16 protein-coding genes are annotated in these 14,747 nt (G+C 64.5%); 9 read left to right on the top strand and 7 right to left on the bottom strand.

Annotated features, from left to right (window positions below; genetic code table 11):
* Positions 1 to 27: 27 nt before the first annotated feature.
* The 3 genes from AC0CMF_RS15140 to AC0CMF_RS15130 all read left to right on the top strand — a co-directional run bounded on the left by AC0CMF_RS15140 (position 28) and on the right by AC0CMF_RS15130 (position 1,122).
* Positions 28 to 228, top strand: coding sequence for a hypothetical protein (locus AC0CMF_RS15140; RefSeq protein WP_374630554.1), 201 nt, complete (start codon positions 28 to 30; stop codon positions 226 to 228).
* A 366-nt stretch (positions 229 to 594) separates the two neighbouring features.
* Positions 595 to 840 carry a hypothetical protein gene (locus AC0CMF_RS15135; protein ID WP_152967571.1) on the top strand — a complete coding sequence of 82 codons (246 nt, stop codon included), beginning with the start codon at positions 595 to 597 and terminating at the stop codon, positions 838 to 840.
* Between the two features lie 57 nt (positions 841 to 897).
* Positions 898 to 1,122, top strand: a complete 225-nt coding sequence (locus AC0CMF_RS15130) for a hypothetical protein (RefSeq protein ID WP_050474069.1) — start codon at positions 898 to 900, stop codon at positions 1,120 to 1,122.
* Positions 1,123 to 1,211: 89 nt separating this feature from the next.
* Here AC0CMF_RS15130 and tlpA read toward each other — a convergent pair whose 3' ends face one another.
* Entirely contained in the window at positions 1,212 to 1,886 is a 675-nt protein-coding gene (gene tlpA / locus AC0CMF_RS15125) for a thiol:disulfide interchange protein TlpA (protein ID WP_374630552.1), read from the bottom strand.
* Between the two features lie 55 nt (positions 1,887 to 1,941).
* On the opposite strand from tlpA, the gene argH reads away from it, so the two are divergent.
* The 4 genes from argH (at position 1,942) to AC0CMF_RS15105 (ending at position 7,700) form a co-directional block, all read left to right on the top strand.
* Positions 1,942 to 3,327 (top strand): argininosuccinate lyase, encoded by a 1,386-nt coding sequence (gene argH, locus AC0CMF_RS15120; RefSeq protein WP_019964357.1) that lies wholly within the window; start codon positions 1,942 to 1,944, stop codon positions 3,325 to 3,327.
* Between the two features lie 128 nt (positions 3,328 to 3,455).
* The gene (locus AC0CMF_RS15115; RefSeq protein ID WP_157757102.1) at positions 3,456 to 3,629 is read left to right on the top strand and encodes a hypothetical protein; all 174 of its coding nucleotides are present in this window, start codon (positions 3,456 to 3,458) and stop codon (positions 3,627 to 3,629) included.
* Positions 3,630 to 3,689: 60 nt separating this feature from the next.
* Positions 3,690 to 4,955 (top strand): diaminopimelate decarboxylase, encoded by a 1,266-nt coding sequence (gene lysA, locus AC0CMF_RS15110; protein WP_374630576.1) that lies wholly within the window; start codon positions 3,690 to 3,692, stop codon positions 4,953 to 4,955.
* Between the two features lie 177 nt (positions 4,956 to 5,132).
* Positions 5,133 to 7,700, top strand: a complete 2,568-nt coding sequence (locus tag AC0CMF_RS15105) for a TIGR02302 family protein (protein ID WP_374630550.1) — start codon at positions 5,133 to 5,135, stop codon at positions 7,698 to 7,700.
* Between the two features lie 47 nt (positions 7,701 to 7,747).
* On the opposite strand, the gene yddG is transcribed toward AC0CMF_RS15105, so the two are convergent.
* The gene (yddG, locus tag AC0CMF_RS15100) at positions 7,748 to 8,635 is read right to left on the bottom strand and encodes an aromatic amino acid exporter YddG (protein WP_374630548.1); all 888 of its coding nucleotides are present in this window, start codon (positions 8,633 to 8,635) and stop codon (positions 7,748 to 7,750) included.
* Between the two features lie 204 nt (positions 8,636 to 8,839).
* On the opposite strand from yddG, the gene AC0CMF_RS15095 reads away from it, so the two are divergent.
* Positions 8,840 to 9,328 carry a GNAT family N-acetyltransferase gene (locus AC0CMF_RS15095; protein WP_334250838.1) on the top strand — a complete coding sequence of 163 codons (489 nt, stop codon included), beginning with the start codon at positions 8,840 to 8,842 and terminating at the stop codon, positions 9,326 to 9,328.
* 272 nt (positions 9,329 to 9,600) lie between these two features.
* Here the strand turns inward: AC0CMF_RS15095 and AC0CMF_RS15090 are convergent, their stop codons facing one another.
* On the bottom strand, positions 9,601 to 10,626 hold the full coding sequence (locus AC0CMF_RS15090; protein WP_374630546.1) for a DUF2125 domain-containing protein: 1,026 nt from the start codon (positions 10,624 to 10,626) through the stop codon (positions 9,601 to 9,603).
* A 103-nt stretch (positions 10,627 to 10,729) separates the two neighbouring features.
* Between AC0CMF_RS15090 and AC0CMF_RS15085 the strand changes: the two genes are divergently transcribed.
* The gene (locus AC0CMF_RS15085; RefSeq protein WP_186391617.1) at positions 10,730 to 11,245 is read left to right on the top strand and encodes a gamma-glutamylcyclotransferase; all 516 of its coding nucleotides are present in this window, start codon (positions 10,730 to 10,732) and stop codon (positions 11,243 to 11,245) included.
* A gap of 31 nt (positions 11,246 to 11,276) precedes the next feature.
* Here the strand turns inward: AC0CMF_RS15085 and AC0CMF_RS15080 are convergent, their stop codons facing one another.
* The 4 genes from AC0CMF_RS15080 to ftsE all read right to left on the bottom strand — a co-directional run bounded on the left by AC0CMF_RS15080 (position 11,277) and on the right by ftsE (position 14,729).
* On the bottom strand, positions 11,277 to 12,047 hold the full coding sequence (locus AC0CMF_RS15080; protein ID WP_374630573.1) for a lysophospholipid acyltransferase family protein: 771 nt from the start codon (positions 12,045 to 12,047) through the stop codon (positions 11,277 to 11,279).
* 69 nt (positions 12,048 to 12,116) lie between these two features.
* Positions 12,117 to 12,887: a YdcF family protein gene (locus AC0CMF_RS15075; protein ID WP_374630544.1), complete on the bottom strand. Its 771-nt coding sequence runs from the start codon at positions 12,885 to 12,887 to the stop codon at positions 12,117 to 12,119.
* A 116-nt stretch (positions 12,888 to 13,003) separates the two neighbouring features.
* Positions 13,004 to 14,047: a cell division protein FtsX gene (locus AC0CMF_RS15070; protein WP_374630542.1), complete on the bottom strand. Its 1,044-nt coding sequence runs from the start codon at positions 14,045 to 14,047 to the stop codon at positions 13,004 to 13,006.
* A 22-nt stretch (positions 14,048 to 14,069) separates the two neighbouring features.
* Positions 14,070 to 14,729 (bottom strand): cell division ATP-binding protein FtsE, encoded by a 660-nt coding sequence (gene ftsE, locus AC0CMF_RS15065; RefSeq protein ID WP_072242530.1) that lies wholly within the window; start codon positions 14,727 to 14,729, stop codon positions 14,070 to 14,072.
* Positions 14,730 to 14,747 lie beyond the last annotated feature (18 nt).

Below are 14,747 nucleotides of genomic sequence, written 5' to 3'. Positions count from 1 at the left end.
CTGCCGGTCTCTAAGAGAGGCAGATCCATGAGCAGCGCATCCATCGCAGCCGCGCTTGTCGGGGCAACACAGGCCCAGACCCAGCAGCAGCTTCAGGCCAAAATGCTGAAGATGTCGATGCAGCCGGATCAGGCCGTTGCCGCCATGCTGGATCAGGCGGCCTCTTCCGGTTCAGGGTCTGCACCGCTTGCCGCAGGGACCGGCGGTTTCGTGGACGTTACCGTCTGACCACCTTCAGATTCGCCTCATTCCGCTGGTGCGAGCACGGGCCAAGCCCGGTGCAGGCTGCAGCCTTGCGGCCGTTTACCAAGTTTTCCTCTGATAAAATCATCTGACGAAATTCAGGGTAGGGCTTTCGTAATATTTTGGCACCTTGAGTCTATGGTTAATCAATAGTTAACTGATGAATTCGGGGCGGCTGATTTTATTGAGCTATTTCTAGTCTAACCTAGCGTAATTCGACATTTTAATAAAATTTTAGATAATTTGCCTGATTCGTTGTAATGTTTGCTTTGGCTCCATGGCCTATCTTATCCTTCGTGGCATTCCAGCTATCTGGCCGTTCGCCGGCCGATGCTCACGATGGAGGTTCACATGGCGGAGATCGAAAGCTACCGCGGTGTTCCAGCCTCTGCGCTGAGAGAGGAGAAAAACCTCTCGGAACGCCGCACTGAACGGTTCGAGGAATTCAACGCCCGGCGCAGCGCCATGCTGGCCGAAGCGGTGAACCGCGAAGCGGACAGGAAGGCGAACCGCGCAGAGCAATTGAGTGATGATGCTGATCGCATCGCGCGCCGTGCCGTCCTTGGCATGGGCAACCGCGTCGATGTGACGGTCTGATCCCGGCATTCTCCGGGCTCCGGCTGGCGCAGGCATCAACTGGAAAGGGCTTGAGTTATGGTTGCAATTTCCGGAACTGCATCGGCTGACCTCGCTGCGTCGGGCGTGCGTCCTGATTATTCCGCCAGGGCTGCGCAGGAAACAGCCCGGGTTGAGCGTCAGGCTGCAGAACGTCAGACGGAAGAGCGCCGCGAGACTGTGCAGGAGACGTCCCGCCAGGAAGAGCAGCGCGAAAGCCGCAAGATTCCCGGTCTCGGCAATGCGGTGGACATCACCGCCTGACGGTGGACGGCCTCATCAGCAGATCCATGGCCCCGCTCCGGCGGGGCTTTGTCTTTTTGGGGGCTATTTCCGGAACACCTAACTGCGGTCTATCCCGTAGTCTGGCCTGGCGCCTTTGCCCGTGCCGCATCAATCAGCTGCAGCGCGTCCTCATGGTCCCATTCGGCCGGGCCGTACATGGTGCCGATCTCGCAGCCGTCGGGTCCAGCGAGGATCGTTGTCGGCAGGCCGGTGGCGCGGGCCTTGCTGCGCAGGTCCTGGAACACCGCGTTCGACGCATCCGAATAATAGGTGAGCGAGGCAACGCCGATTTCGTCAAGGAATGCCTTGGGCTTTTCAGGGCCGCCCCGGTCGAGGTTCACCGTGACCACCGCGAAATCATCGCCATTGCGGGCCTGCGCCAGCCGGTCCAGCGCGGGCATTTCCTTGCGGCAGGGGGCGCACCAGGTGGCCCAGAGGTTCAGCAGGACCGTCTTGCCGGTGAATTGCGCAATGCTGACGTCCTCGCCGTTCGGTCCCTTGAATTTCAGGCTCCTGAGGTCGAGCGGCTTCTGCGCGGGCAGGAAGGCGGCGACATCACCCCGGGCAAAGGGCTTGGCCGCAGAGGCTGCCGCCAGCGAGGCCTGGCAGCTTTTCCCTGCGCTTGTGTTGCCACCGGGGCTGCCAATCACGTATACCGCCGCAATGGCTGAAAGCAGACCGGCCGCAGCGACCGCAACCAGCGGACGTCTGTAACCGGAGCGGGTCTGTCTTGTCGGCTTCATGTCTTCTTCACCTGGCAAGGGCACCTCTCCGGGGCGTCTATCAAGAGGCAGTCATATGAGCAACCGCATGTGGGGCGGCCGTTTCGCCGAAGGCCCGGACGCGATCATGGAAGAGATCAACGCGTCCATTGGCTTCGATCAGAAGCTATACAGGCAGGATATAGAGGGTTCCAAGGCCCATGTCCGCATGCTGGCCGCGCAGCAGATTGTCGCGGGCGAGGATGCAGAAAAGATCGTTCACGGTCTCGACACGATCCTGTCAGAGATCGAGACGGGCAAGTTCACCTTTTCCCGCGCCCTTGAAGACATTCACATGAACATCGAGGCGCGCCTTGCCGAGCTGATCGGTGCGCCGGCCGGACGCCTGCACACCGCCCGTTCGCGCAATGACCAGGTGGCGACCGATTTCCGTCTGTGGGTGCGCGATACGCTCGATACGCTCGATGGTCAGCTGGCCGAGCTGCTGGTGGCGCTGGCCGAAAAGGCCGAGACCCACGCCGCCGACGTGATGCCGGGCTTCACCCATCTCCAGTCGGCTCAGCCGGTCACCTTCGGCCATCACATGATGGCCTATGTGGAGATGTTTGCCCGCGACCGCAGCCGCTTTGCCGATGCGCGCAAGCGCATGAACGAGTCTCCGCTGGGCTCTGCGGCGCTGGCCGGCACGTCCTTCCCGATTGACCGGGAGGCGACGGCCAAGGCGCTTGGCTTTGACCGGCCGATGGCCAATTCGCTCGACGGCGTGTCCGACCGCGACTTCGTCATCGAGGCGCTTTCTGCTGCGTCCATCTGCTCCATGCACCTGTCGCGCTTTGCCGAGGAAATCGTGCTGTGGTGTTCGGCCCAGTTCGGCTTCATCAAGCTGTCGGACAAATTCTCGACCGGCTCCTCGATCATGCCGCAGAAGAAGAACCCGGATGCGGCCGAACTGGTGCGCGCCAAGACGGGCCGCATCTACGGCGGCATGATGGCGCTGCTGGTGATGATGAAGGGCCTGCCGCTCGCCTATTCCAAGGACATGCAGGAAGACAAGGAACAGGCCTTCGACGCGCTGCCGTCCCTGTCGCTGGCGCTTGCCGCCATGACCGGCATGGTGCGGGACATGGAGCCGCAGGTGAAGCGCCTGAAGAAGGCCGCAGGCTCCGGCTACTCCACCGCAACGGATCTGGCCGACTGGCTGGTGCGCGTGCTCGGCATGCCCTTCCGCGATGCCCACCACGTCACCGGCAAGATCGTCGGCTATGCGGTTGCCGAAAGCGTTGAGCTTGAAAAGGTGCCGCTGGCCGTGATGCAGGAAATCGAGCCGCGCATCACCCGCGAGATCTATTCCGTGCTGACCGTCGACAAGTCGGTGAAGAGCCGCACCAGCTACGGCGGCACGGCTCCGGCCAATGTGCGCAAGCAGGCCCGCCGCTGGCTGAAGCAGCTGGCCAAGGGCTGAGGTACCGGTGCGGGCGCCTGTCTCCTGCGGGAGGGGCGCGCGCACTTGCATCCGGCGCGGGGCTTGCCGCGCGCGGGAAGGCGTGCGACGACATCGCACCTGAGACGTTTCATGCAACGAGGTCCGACATGCTGAAGAACCGGCGCTTTCTGGCAGCTGCCACCTGCATTCTCTGCCTTGGCCTGGCCGTTTCGGCCTGTGGCCGCCGCGGCTCCCTGGAGCCCGTCCGCGCGTCTGCCAAGCAGAGCCAGACGACAGCACAGGCTTCGGCCATCACGGCTGTCACCGCGCTGAAGTCCTGATCTGCTTTTGCCCCGGGGCGGATGCCCTGAAGGGCCCGCAGCCGTGTTCCGGGGTCCATGATGCATCATTTCGAGATGAAAAACGGCGTTCTCCATGCGGAGGATGTCAGCCTGACTGCCATGGCGGAAGCCGTTGGCACGCCGTTCTACTGCTATTCGGCGGCAACGCTGGAGCGCCACTACCGTGTGTTTGCGCAGGCGCTGCAAGGCATTCCGTCCCTGGTCTGCTTCGCTGTGAAGGCCAATTCCAATCTCGCCGTGCTGCGCACGCTGGCCCGGCTTGGCGCAGGCATGGATGTGGTTTCGGAAGGCGAAGCCCGCCGGGCGCTGGCCGCAGGCACGCCGCCGGAGCGCATCATGTTCTCCGGCGTCGGCAAGACCGAAGCCGAGCATGCCTTTGGCCTTGAGCAGGGCATCTTCTGTTTCAACGTGGAATCCGAGCCGGAGCTGATCCAGCTCTCGCGTGTGGCGCAAGGGCTGGGCAAGACAGCGCGGGTGTCGTTGCGCATCAATCCGGATGTGGACGCGCGCACCCACGCCAAGATCTCCACCGGCAAGTCGGAGAACAAGTTCGGCATTCCCTGGAAGCGCGCCCGCGAGGCCTATGCGGTGGCCGCGCGCCTGCCGGGCATCAAGGTCAGCGGCATCGACATGCATATCGGCTCGCAGATCACCGAGCTGGAGCCTTTCGACGCAGCTTTCTCAAGGCTTGGCGAGCTTGTGGCGCAGCTGCGTTCCGACGGGCATGAGATTGATCACGTCGATCTCGGCGGCGGCCTGGGCGTGCCCTATGTGTTTGACAACACCCCGCCGCCGCACCCGGATGACTATGCCGCTGTCGTGCGCAAACATGTGGAGCGGCTGGACTGTCAGGTGATCTTCGAGCCCGGCCGCCTGATTGCGGGCAATGCCGGCATTCTGGTCACCCGGGTGATCTATGTGAAGAAGGGCGAGGACAAGTCCTTCGTCATTGTCGATGCGGCCATGAACGATCTGATCCGGCCGACGCTGTATGATGCCTGGCACGAGGTTGGACCGGTGGTGGAACCGGCCGCAGACAGCGGGCGAATCATTGCCGATGTGGTGGGTCCGGTGTGCGAAACGGGCGACTATCTCGCCCTGGGCCGCGATCTGCCGGAGGTGAAGGCGGGGGATCTGCTGGCGGTTTATACAGCCGGTGCCTACGGCGCGACACAATCCTCCAGCTACAATACCCGCCTTCTGGTGCCCGAAGTGCTTGTGAACGGCTCGCAATATGCCGTGATCCGCCCGCGCCCCTCCTATGAGGACCTGCTGGGACTGGACAGGATGCCGGACTGGCTTTGACGCGGGCAAGACGATCACGGCGGATTTGATCGCCCTTGATCACTGGGGCGGGTTGCCGTCAGACCCGCTTTGCCCCACTCTAGGATACTGCGGGGTTGAGGGCTGAACGCGGAGAGATACGGTTTGGCGGAACAGGACCCAGTTGAGCGCACGTTTCCATCCGGGCAGGAGATTGCCGTGACGGATAACGACAGGCTGTCTCTGCCGCAGGATCTGACGCGGGCGGCGGTGGACAAGCGGCTCAAGGCCGTGGTCTGGCGCAGCCGCGTTGCGCTGTTCTGGGAACGGCTCTGGCCCGCGCTCTATCTGCCCTTCATCATTCTTGCCCTGTTTGCCGGTCTCTCGCTCGTCGGGACCTGGCTTGTCGTGCCGGTCTGGCTGCGGCTTGTGCTGGTGGCGGCTCTTGCCGGGGCATTCCTCTGGTCGCTGCGCCCGCTCCTCAGCCTGCGCTTGCCCAGCCGTCAGGATGCCCTGCACAGGGTGGAGCTGGTCAGCGGACATTCCCACCGGCCGCTCACGGCGATCGAGGACGACCTGCCGCCCGGCAGTGCCAGCCCGGAAACGCTGGCCCTGTGGGAGATGCACAAGCGCCGCATGGCCGAAGCCCTGCGCTCCATGCGGTCCGGCCTTGCCCACCCGGAAGCCTTCCGCCGCGATCCCTATGCGCTGCGCGTGGTTGCTCTGATGCTTCTGGTGACCGGATTTGCGGTCACACAGGACGGTACAAGACTGAACCGGCTTGGCTCGGCTTTCACCTCGCCGCTCGACTTGCAGGAGGTTGCCAGCCGTATTGATGCCTGGGTAACGCCGCCGCTCTACACGGCCCGCGCGCCCATCTATCTGACCGGGGAGAGCGCTGCCCTGCGCGATCCTTCCGTGCCGCTGAAGGTTCCGGCCGGCAGCGTGCTGACCCTGCGGGCGCAGGGCACGTCCGGCCTTGCCATTTACAAGGACGGCGAGGTGGTCACTCCGGCGCAGGAGGATGAGGCCGCAGCAGCCCAGAACACCGGTGTTGAAGAGCAGCGGCTGACGCTTTCCGAAAGCGGCTCCTATGCGCTGCAACAGGGCGGCACCGTCATTGCCACCTGGCCGTTTGACGTGCAGCCGGATCTGCCGCCCACCATCCGCCTGCTGGATGATCCGGAAGCCCAGCTCAGCGGTGCGCTGAAGCTCAGCTATCTGGCGCAGGACGACTACCGGGTGACGGGCGCAGAGGCACAGATCGAGCCGGCACCGAAAGCCTCAGACACCCATGAAGAACCGCGCCCGCTGGTCGAGGCGCCGCAGTTCCCCCTTTCCGTTCCGCCGCAGGCACCCGGCTCGGCCAAGCCCGGCGAGACGATCCGCGACCTGACGTCTCACCCTTGGGCGGGTTCCGAGGTGCTGCTGACCCTGATTGCCCGCGATGAGGCGGGGCAGACCGGCACGTCGGACCCTGCGGCCTTCACCCTGCCGCAGCGCCGTTTTTCCAAGCCGCTGGCCAAGGCCGTGGTGGAGCAGCGCCGGGATCTGGCGCTGGATGCCAATTCGCAGCTGCGGGTGATCGATGCTTTCGATGCGCTGCTGCTGGCGCCCGAGGCCTTTGATGTGCAGCCGCGCGTGCATCTGGGCCTTGCCTTCGCCTACCGCAATCTGGTGGCCGCCCGCAGCGACGAGCAGCTGAAGGAACTGCTGCCGCTTCTGTGGGATCTGGCGCTGTCCATCGAGGATGGTGACCTCTCCATGGCCGAGCGGGCCCTGCGCGATGCGCAGGAGGCTTTGCGCAAGGCGCTGGAAGAGGGAGCATCCGATGAGGAGATTGCCCGCCTGACGCAGGAGCTGCGGCAGGCCCTGCAGGAATACATGCAGGCGCTGACCGAGCAGCTGCGCCAGAACCCGCAGGCCATGCAGCCGTTCAATCCCAATCAGCAAAGCCTGAGCACGCGCGATCTCGACGAGATGCTGCGGCGTATCGAGGAACTGGCACGCAGCGGTTCGCGCGATGCAGCCCGTGATCTGCTCTCCCAGATGCAGCGCATGCTGGAGAACCTGCAGACCGGCCGCCCGCAGATGGCGCCTGATGGCCTCACCAACGAAATGATGGAGATGCTGAACCAGCTTGGCCAGATGATCCAGCGCCAGCAGGAGCTGATGGACCAGACCCACCGCTTCAACCAGCAGCAACAGCAGCAGGGCCAGAACGGTCAGAACGGCGAGCAAGGTGAGGGCGAAGGGGATCAGCAGGACGGCCAGAATGGCGGGCAGGGCCAGCAGATGACCGAAGAGCAGCTGCGCAACCTGCTCGATCAGTTGCAGCAGGGCCAGGGCGATCTGGCCCAGCAGTTGCAGCAGCTGATGGAGCAGATGGAGCGCAACGGCCTGTCGCAGAACGAAGGGCTGGGCGAGGCGGGCGACGCCATGGGACAGGCCCAGCGGTCGCTCGGGCAGGGGCAGGGCGATCAGGCGGTCGGCCAGCAGGGCGATGCCCTCGACGCATTGCGCCGCGGCGCCCAGCAACTGGGCGAGCAGATGATGGGCATGGGCGAAGGGCAGGGCATGAGCCAGCGTTCGCCCATGGATACGGACCCGCTCGGCCGTCCGCGCCGCAATCAGGGGCCGGATCTTGGCAGTCAGGTGAAGGTGCCGGACGAGATCGACGTGCAGCGGGCGCGCCGAATTCTGGAAGAACTGCGCCGCCGCTTCTCCGACCCGGCCCGGCCGAGGCTGGAACTCGACTATCTGGAGCGGCTGCTGCGCAGCTATTGACGGGTGCCGGGGGGCGGATGTGCACCCCGGTCATTCAGCCTCGTTCCTCAGCCCGCAGCGCGCTTGAAGATCATGTCCTTTGCCGCGATGACGGCGCCGATGGTGATCAGAATGCAGGCGGCGCCGATGATCCAGGTGAAGGTGCCGAAGCCGAAGGCGATGAGCAGCAGCGTGGAGAGGAGCGGGGCCGAATAGGCGGCCGCGCCCAGAACCTGAATGTCGCCGCGCTTGACGCCAATGTCCCAGGTGAAGAAGGCAAGGCCGACCGGCAGCAGGCCAAGCGCCACGACGCTGGCCCATTCCACCGTGCCGGAGGGCCAGACGGTGTCTTCCAGCACCAGATGGCAGATGGCCGACAGCAGCGCCGTCATCAGGCAGAAACCGGCCACTGCTTCCGTCGGCACCTCGCCCAGGCGGCGGGAGAGCACCGAATAGGTGGACCAGAACAGGGAAGAGGCGACCGCCGCGCCATAGCCGAGGGCAAAGGCAGGATCGAGGCTGAGGCCCTCTCCCTTGCTGACCAGCAGCGCCGCGCCGCCAAGGCCGAGCACGGTCCCCAGCACGTGATGCAGCTTCAGCTTCTCGCCCGGCAGCAGGGCGGAGAACACCACGATCAACAGCGGCCAGGTGTAGTTGATGAGATTGGCATCGACCGGCGGCGCATTGCGGATCGCGGTGAAATAGAAGAAGTGAAAGCCGAACAGCCCCACCGTGCCGAAGGCCCAGACCTTCAGCGGCTGGCGCAGGGCGGAGAGTTTTCCGCGAAAGACGAGCCACAAAAAGGCCAGCAGGCCCGAGAGACCGAAGCAGAGCGCGTTGAGCAGGAATGGCGGCACCGCGCCGGACCCGGCACCGAAGACGCCAAGAGTGGCCCACATGAGCACGGCCGTGAGGCCAATGAGTGTGGCGCGGAAGCGGGCGGCTTGATCGGTCATGGCATCCTGAGGAAATGGTGCGGCGGGTGTTGCAGCGACAGAAATACATAGTCCTTGAGGTGGCGCAAGGACAGGCATGCCTCATCTGCGTGCATTGTGCAGCTGTAACAGCTTTAGCAAGGCTCAAGCGCCCATGGGCTGGTTATGCCGCCTCATCAGGTGCTTGATCGTCCCGCCGGTTCGGGACATGTTGCGCATGTAACGATGATCCGATCCATAGCGGAGACCGAATTGACCAAGCTCGACATCAAGGCTCTTGGCCCCGACGATGCCCTGCACCTTGCGCCCCTGATTGCTGAAAATGCCCAGGCCCTCAAGCGCGGCGCCCCGCGCCGTCCGGACCAGTTTTATGCCGAGCGCATTCTGGGTGACCGCTCCGCCGAAGTGATCGGCGCCTTCGTGGACGGGCAGCTTGTCGGTTTTGCGGTCTTCTTCGATCTGCCGGAACTGATCACGGGCCTCCGCGCTGGCCAGATGGACCACATCTACGTGCGCCCCGAGTTCCGCCAGAAGGGCATTGCCCGCAAGATGATCCAGACCCTCGTCACCGAGGGCCAGAGCCGTGGCTGGCTGCAGCTGCGCTGGATCGTGCCGAGCAAGAACGCTCCTGCACTCGCCCTCTATGACCAGATCGCCGAGCCCGATCATCACAAGAGCTACATCATCGCCATCGACCGGCTGGCGTCGGCCTGAGGCAGCTTGCGGCGAAGCGCCCCGGATGCTGAACGTCAGATCCGGGGCAGCCTTGCCAGAGGTTGGCCGGAGATTGGCCGGAGTTTGGCCGCAGACGCGCTTGCTCCGCCCTCTTTTTCGTCGTGCCATGACTTGATCATGGCATCCATTCCCTTTCCGCACGCCAGCGCAGAAGCCAGATGACGGGCATTGGCATGGATGCCATGGGCGGAGCCATGGCATGACGAATGCGGTGGGGTCTGACGCGGTCAAAGCGACCGGAGGTTTCCCCCTCAATAGACCGGATCAATCTGTGCGAACGGCAGAATGCCGATGCGGGCGGAGCCGTTGGTGAGCTGTACCTTTGCTTCCACCGCCGCCTTGCCATCCACCTGCGTTGCCTTGCCGAAGCTGATGACGGCACCCTGCAGCGCTTCCGGGAAGCCGGAATCGGACGGGAAGAAGGGCGCAAGAACGGCCTTGATACCACCGGGTTCCACCGCTGTCAGCGGCAGCTCCCCGGACAGGGTGCCGTTGGTTTCCAGCCGGATCTGACCGGTGGTGCTGAGGCGGGTGCCTCCGGAGGTGAGCTCCAGCGAGGTCACCGTCAGCGCCGGGTGCCCGTCCGTGCTGGCAAAAAGGGTCTGCGGCACGGTGCCTGACAGCAGCGGCGCCCCGCCGGAAATCTGGCCGATGAAGCTGCCGTCACCGGGCTGGTCCTCTGCCGCCACCTTCAGGCCCTTGAAGCTGACGGCCAGATCCAGATCGTCCGGCTGTGCGGGGTTGGGCCGCAGGTGCAATTCTCCGCCCGCCAGAGACACTTCACCTGCATCGGGGTTCTCGGACGCAAAGAAACGGGGTGCCGCGATCACTGCATCCAGCTGGCGCAGGCTTGTGCCGCTGAAGCGCAGGCTGGCGCGCAGGCTCTCCCATGCCCCTTCCTGGATCGGGCCGTCGCCGGGCGCAAAGGAGGCCATCGGGCTGTCCGCCTCGATGATCATGTGCTGCGGATTATAGGCGAGCGCGACGGCGCGCAGCTCGGCGACACTGACGAAATGGCCCACCGGCGTGCGCAGGGCAAAGTCCTTGCAGGTCAGCTCGAAGCGGAACGGATAGCCGCCAAGGCCGCGCTCGCTGCAGGCAATCTCGAAGCCCATGGCCGCTGCAGTCTGCAAGGTGGCATCAATCTGGCTGTTGACGAAGCTGCGGGCCGCAACCCAGGCCGCGCTCCATCCGCCGGCCACAAGCACCACGGCTCCGGCCAGATAGATGAACTTGCGGCTGGAGGATTTGCGCGGCGCGGAAGTCGGTTCGGTCATGTCTATCCTCTGGTGCCGCAGTCCACTTGCAGCACGGCCATTGAAACTTGCCCGGCGCATTGCTAAGTGCGCGGCTCAGGCGAAACAAGGTATCGTGACCGATATGGGCGATTTGTGGGTTTTTGGCTACGGCTCTCTCATCTGGAAGCCCGGTTTCCCGTTCGAGGAGAAGCGTCCGGCGCTGCTGCACGGTGCCCACCGCTCGCTCTGCGTCTATTCCTGGGTGCACCGGGGCACGCCGGAGCGCCCGGGGCTCGTCTTCGGGCTGGACCGGGGCGGCGCCTGCCGGGGCATGGCCTTCCGCGTCCGGGAACAGGACCGGGACGGCACGATCGAATATCTGCGCGCCCGCGAACAGGCCACCATGGTCTATCTGGAAGCCCTGCGCCCGGTGCGCTTTGCCGATGGCACCAATGCCACTGCACTCACCTATCTTGTTGACCGGCAGCACCCGCAATATGCGGGCGTGCTGCCGCTGGAGCGTCAGCTGGAGCTGGTGGAAGGGGCTGTGGGCCAGTCCGGCGCCAATCCGGAATATGTGCTGAACACGGCGAGCCATCTGGAAGAGCTGGGCATCCATGATGCCCGCGTCTCCTGGCTGGCCCAGCGGCTGAGGTAAATGGCCGGAGCCTGCCGGGGCTTTCCCCTGATCAGGCCCCGCGCGGCGGAATGGTCTTCAACACCGGCGAGGGCCGCTCAGCCTGCCGGGCTTCCTCGATAAGGCGGTTGGACGCGGTTTCGATCTGCCCGGTCAGCGTCTCGAAAAAGACGGCCGGCTCAAGGCCAGGCTCGATGGCGGGCAGGAACTCGACAATCACCGTGCCCGGATGGATCAGGAAGCCCTTGCGCGGCCAGTAAAGCCCTGCATTGAGCGCCACCGGCAGCACCGGGCAGGCCAGATCCCGATAGAGATGGGAAATGCCGTATTTGTAGGACGGTTCGGCACCGGCCGGACGGCGCGTGCCTTCCGGGAAGATGAGGATCTGGCGGCCTTCGCCAATCGCCTCGCGCGCGGCTGCCATCATGGCGGCAAGTGCCGCAGAGCGTTTGCCCCGGTTGATGGGGATCTGCTTCATCTTGGCCGTGTACCAGCCGAAGATCGGGATCCAGCGCAGCTCGCGCTTCAGAATGTAGGTCGGGTCGGGAAAGAACGGGATGAGAGCGAAGGTTTCCCAGGCGGACTGATGCTTGGATGCGACCAAAAAGCCGCCCTGCGGGATGTTCTCAACGCCCCGGTATTCCACCTTGAGCCCGGCAATCCAGCGCAGCAGCGCCAGATTGACCTTCGCCCAGACTGGCACCACCACCCAGGCGATCCGGCGCGGGGCCAGAAAGACGAAGGGGCTGTAGACCACCATCTGGACCAGTGTCAGCAGATAGAAGGCAATCTGGAAGAGAAGCGAGCGCAGATAGATCATCAGGAAACCGGACTGGAGACAGGAACGGGCTGGAAGCCGGGCAGACTGAGCGGTGCGGCCGGGTTCAGGCCCTCAGCCCGCAGCCGAGACACCCAGCGTGCTCACCCGCAGCCGCGCGAGGGTATACTTCACAAATTCCCTCAGGAGAAGCCGTAAGGTCCGCGGCTCCTCGTACCATCGCTCCACGTTGAAGTCGCCCGCGAACACCGGATAGGGAATGACCACCAGATCCGGCATGACCGCGTTCAGCTCCATCTCGGCACGCGGCATGTGATAGGCGCTGGTGACGAGCACGAGCGAGGCATAGCCGTTCGTCTTGGCCCAGATGGCGGCCTCGGTGGCATTGCCGATGGTGTTGAGCGCCTTTTTGTCGAGGTCGATGCAGCAGTTGAAGAGGTCGCGCTCGGCCTCCGTGCGCAGCCGCAGCTGGCGTGCGGTGGTGGCCGGATAGACGCCGGAGATGAGCAGGCGCTGCGCCCGGCCCTGCTGAAGCAGCTGGACGGCCGTCTCGATCCGCTCCTGGCCGCCGGTCAGCACGACGATGGCATCGGCACGCGGATCTTGCGGCTGATCGATGGTGACGACATCGACGGTGAAGCGGATGAAGGACATGAGCAGCCACAGGCACACCAGTGCAGCGGCAATCCACAGTGCCTTCAGCGCCAGCCAGCGCTTGTAGCCCCGGCGGCGCGGCGGCGGTGTCTGCGGCGCAGGCCCTGGTTGCTCCTCTGCCTGTTCCCCGGCCGGCTCTCCTGCCGGCTGTCCGGCTTCGGGCGCAAGGGTTTGATCTGGCTCGTGACTTGCCCGCTCCCCGGACGCAGCCAGCAAAGCCTCAGCCCGCATCCGGTCCTCCGGGACCGGTGCAGGGGCGGCAGCATCAGGCTGTTTGTCCGAAGGCGCAGGTTTCATCGTGCGAAGATTATAGACCAATTCCGCTGTTTCTTGGATGGATGTTGCAGTCAGTCGATTTTGGCAAGGTGGGATTTGACTGCAAGGCCGGAAGTCAGCGCCGTCAGAACGGCAACGATGAAGACAATGCCGACCACTCCGAAGTAGCCCGGCGTGCCGACGGCCACGGAGCCGAACAGCGCCGACATCTGGTCAGCACCGGCCATGCCGGACGTTTGCCGGGTGAAGACTTCCAGCAGAATGAAGCAGAAGGAAGCGGCAAGCCCGCCGGCTATTCCCCCCTTGAGGCCCAGCACAAGGAAGTGGCGCTGGAACTCGCGGGCGATGAAGCTGTCACTGGCGCCGACGAAATGCAGCACGGACACAACGTCACGGTTTCCGGCCATGGCCGCACGGGTGGCGAAGATCACGCTGAGCACCATGGAAAACAGCACCAGCGCCAGGATGCCGAAGCCGCCGGCCACCACAGCCCCGGCCATCGCTGCCAGGCGGGAGGTCCAGATGCTGTGATCGTCAAGGCTGGCGCCGCGCACGTTCTGTTCGATCGACTGCTTCAGCGCCGGAAGATCCAGCTCCTGCGGATTGCTGACCGTCACCTGGATCAGGCGCGGCACGGGCAGCGTTTCGAGGTCAAGCCCTGCGCCAAGCCAGGGCTGCAGCAGTTGGCGGGTTTCCTCATCCGACAGGGCGCGCACCGTGCCGATGCCGGGAAACTCCTGCGTCAGCGCCACGGCCTTGTCGATCTCGCGCAGCATGTCGACCCCGTCGGCGGGGCGGATCTGCACGGTCACTTCCCGCACGAGGTCATTGCTCCAGTCATGCGCCGCTTCCCAGACGACGGAGACGGAGCCGACGGTGAGGCAGGCCAGAAAACTCATGATGGCGACGACGAGCGTCAGGGCGCGTCCGGCCACGGACTGGGACGGCACGATGGCCGCTGACGGCCGCAGGCGTGCGTCCTGCCCGCCTGCCGCAGCTTTTGCCTTGCCGCGCAGGGGCAGTTTCAGCAAGGGGCGCGGCAGCTTGGGCCGGCTCTTCTGCTGTTGCGGCGCCTTTGTGCCGGTCTTCTTTGGTGGCGGGGCCTTGGATGCCATGCGCGGTGCCTTCCCCATGCCCTCAGTCAAAGATGGACAGGCGCCCGTCCGCCAGAACCATCCGGCGCGCCTCCACCTGTTCAAGCAGGGTGATGTCGTGGGTGGCAATCACGACGGATGTGCCAAGCCTGTTGAGTTCAATGAACAGCCGCAACAGTCTGCGCGCAAGGGGAGGGTCGACGTTTCCCGTCGGCTCATCCGCCAGCAGCATGTCCGGCCGGGTGATCAGTGCCCGTGCGATGGCCGCGCGCTGCTTTTCGCCGCCCGAGAGAACCGGCGGCAGCACATGCATGCGCTCGCCCAGGCCAACCCATTTCAGCAGTTCCACCACGTCCGAGCGGTAGCTCGCTTCTTCCTTGCCCAGCACGCGCAGCGGCAGGGCGACATTTTCGTAAGTCGTCAGATGGTCCAGCAGCCGGAAATCCTGAAACACCACGCCGATACGGCGGCGCAGCTCCGGCAGCTCCTTCTTGGCAATCGTCGCCATGTCCCGGTTGAACACGCGAATGAGGCCGCGCGTGGGCCGCAGCGACAGAAACAGCAAGCGGATCAGCGTTGTCTTGCCCGCGCCGGAGGGCCCGGTCAGGAACTGAAACGACTGCGGCTCGATGCTGAATGTCAGGTCGCGCAAGATTTCCGGCCCCATGCCGTATCTCAGCCCGACGTTCTCGAAACGGATCACGCAAAACCTCCGTGGACG

The organism is Pannonibacter sp. CBAS1226 (genome assembly GCF_055685825.1).
This window is presented reverse-complemented; position numbering and strand designations above follow the sequence as displayed.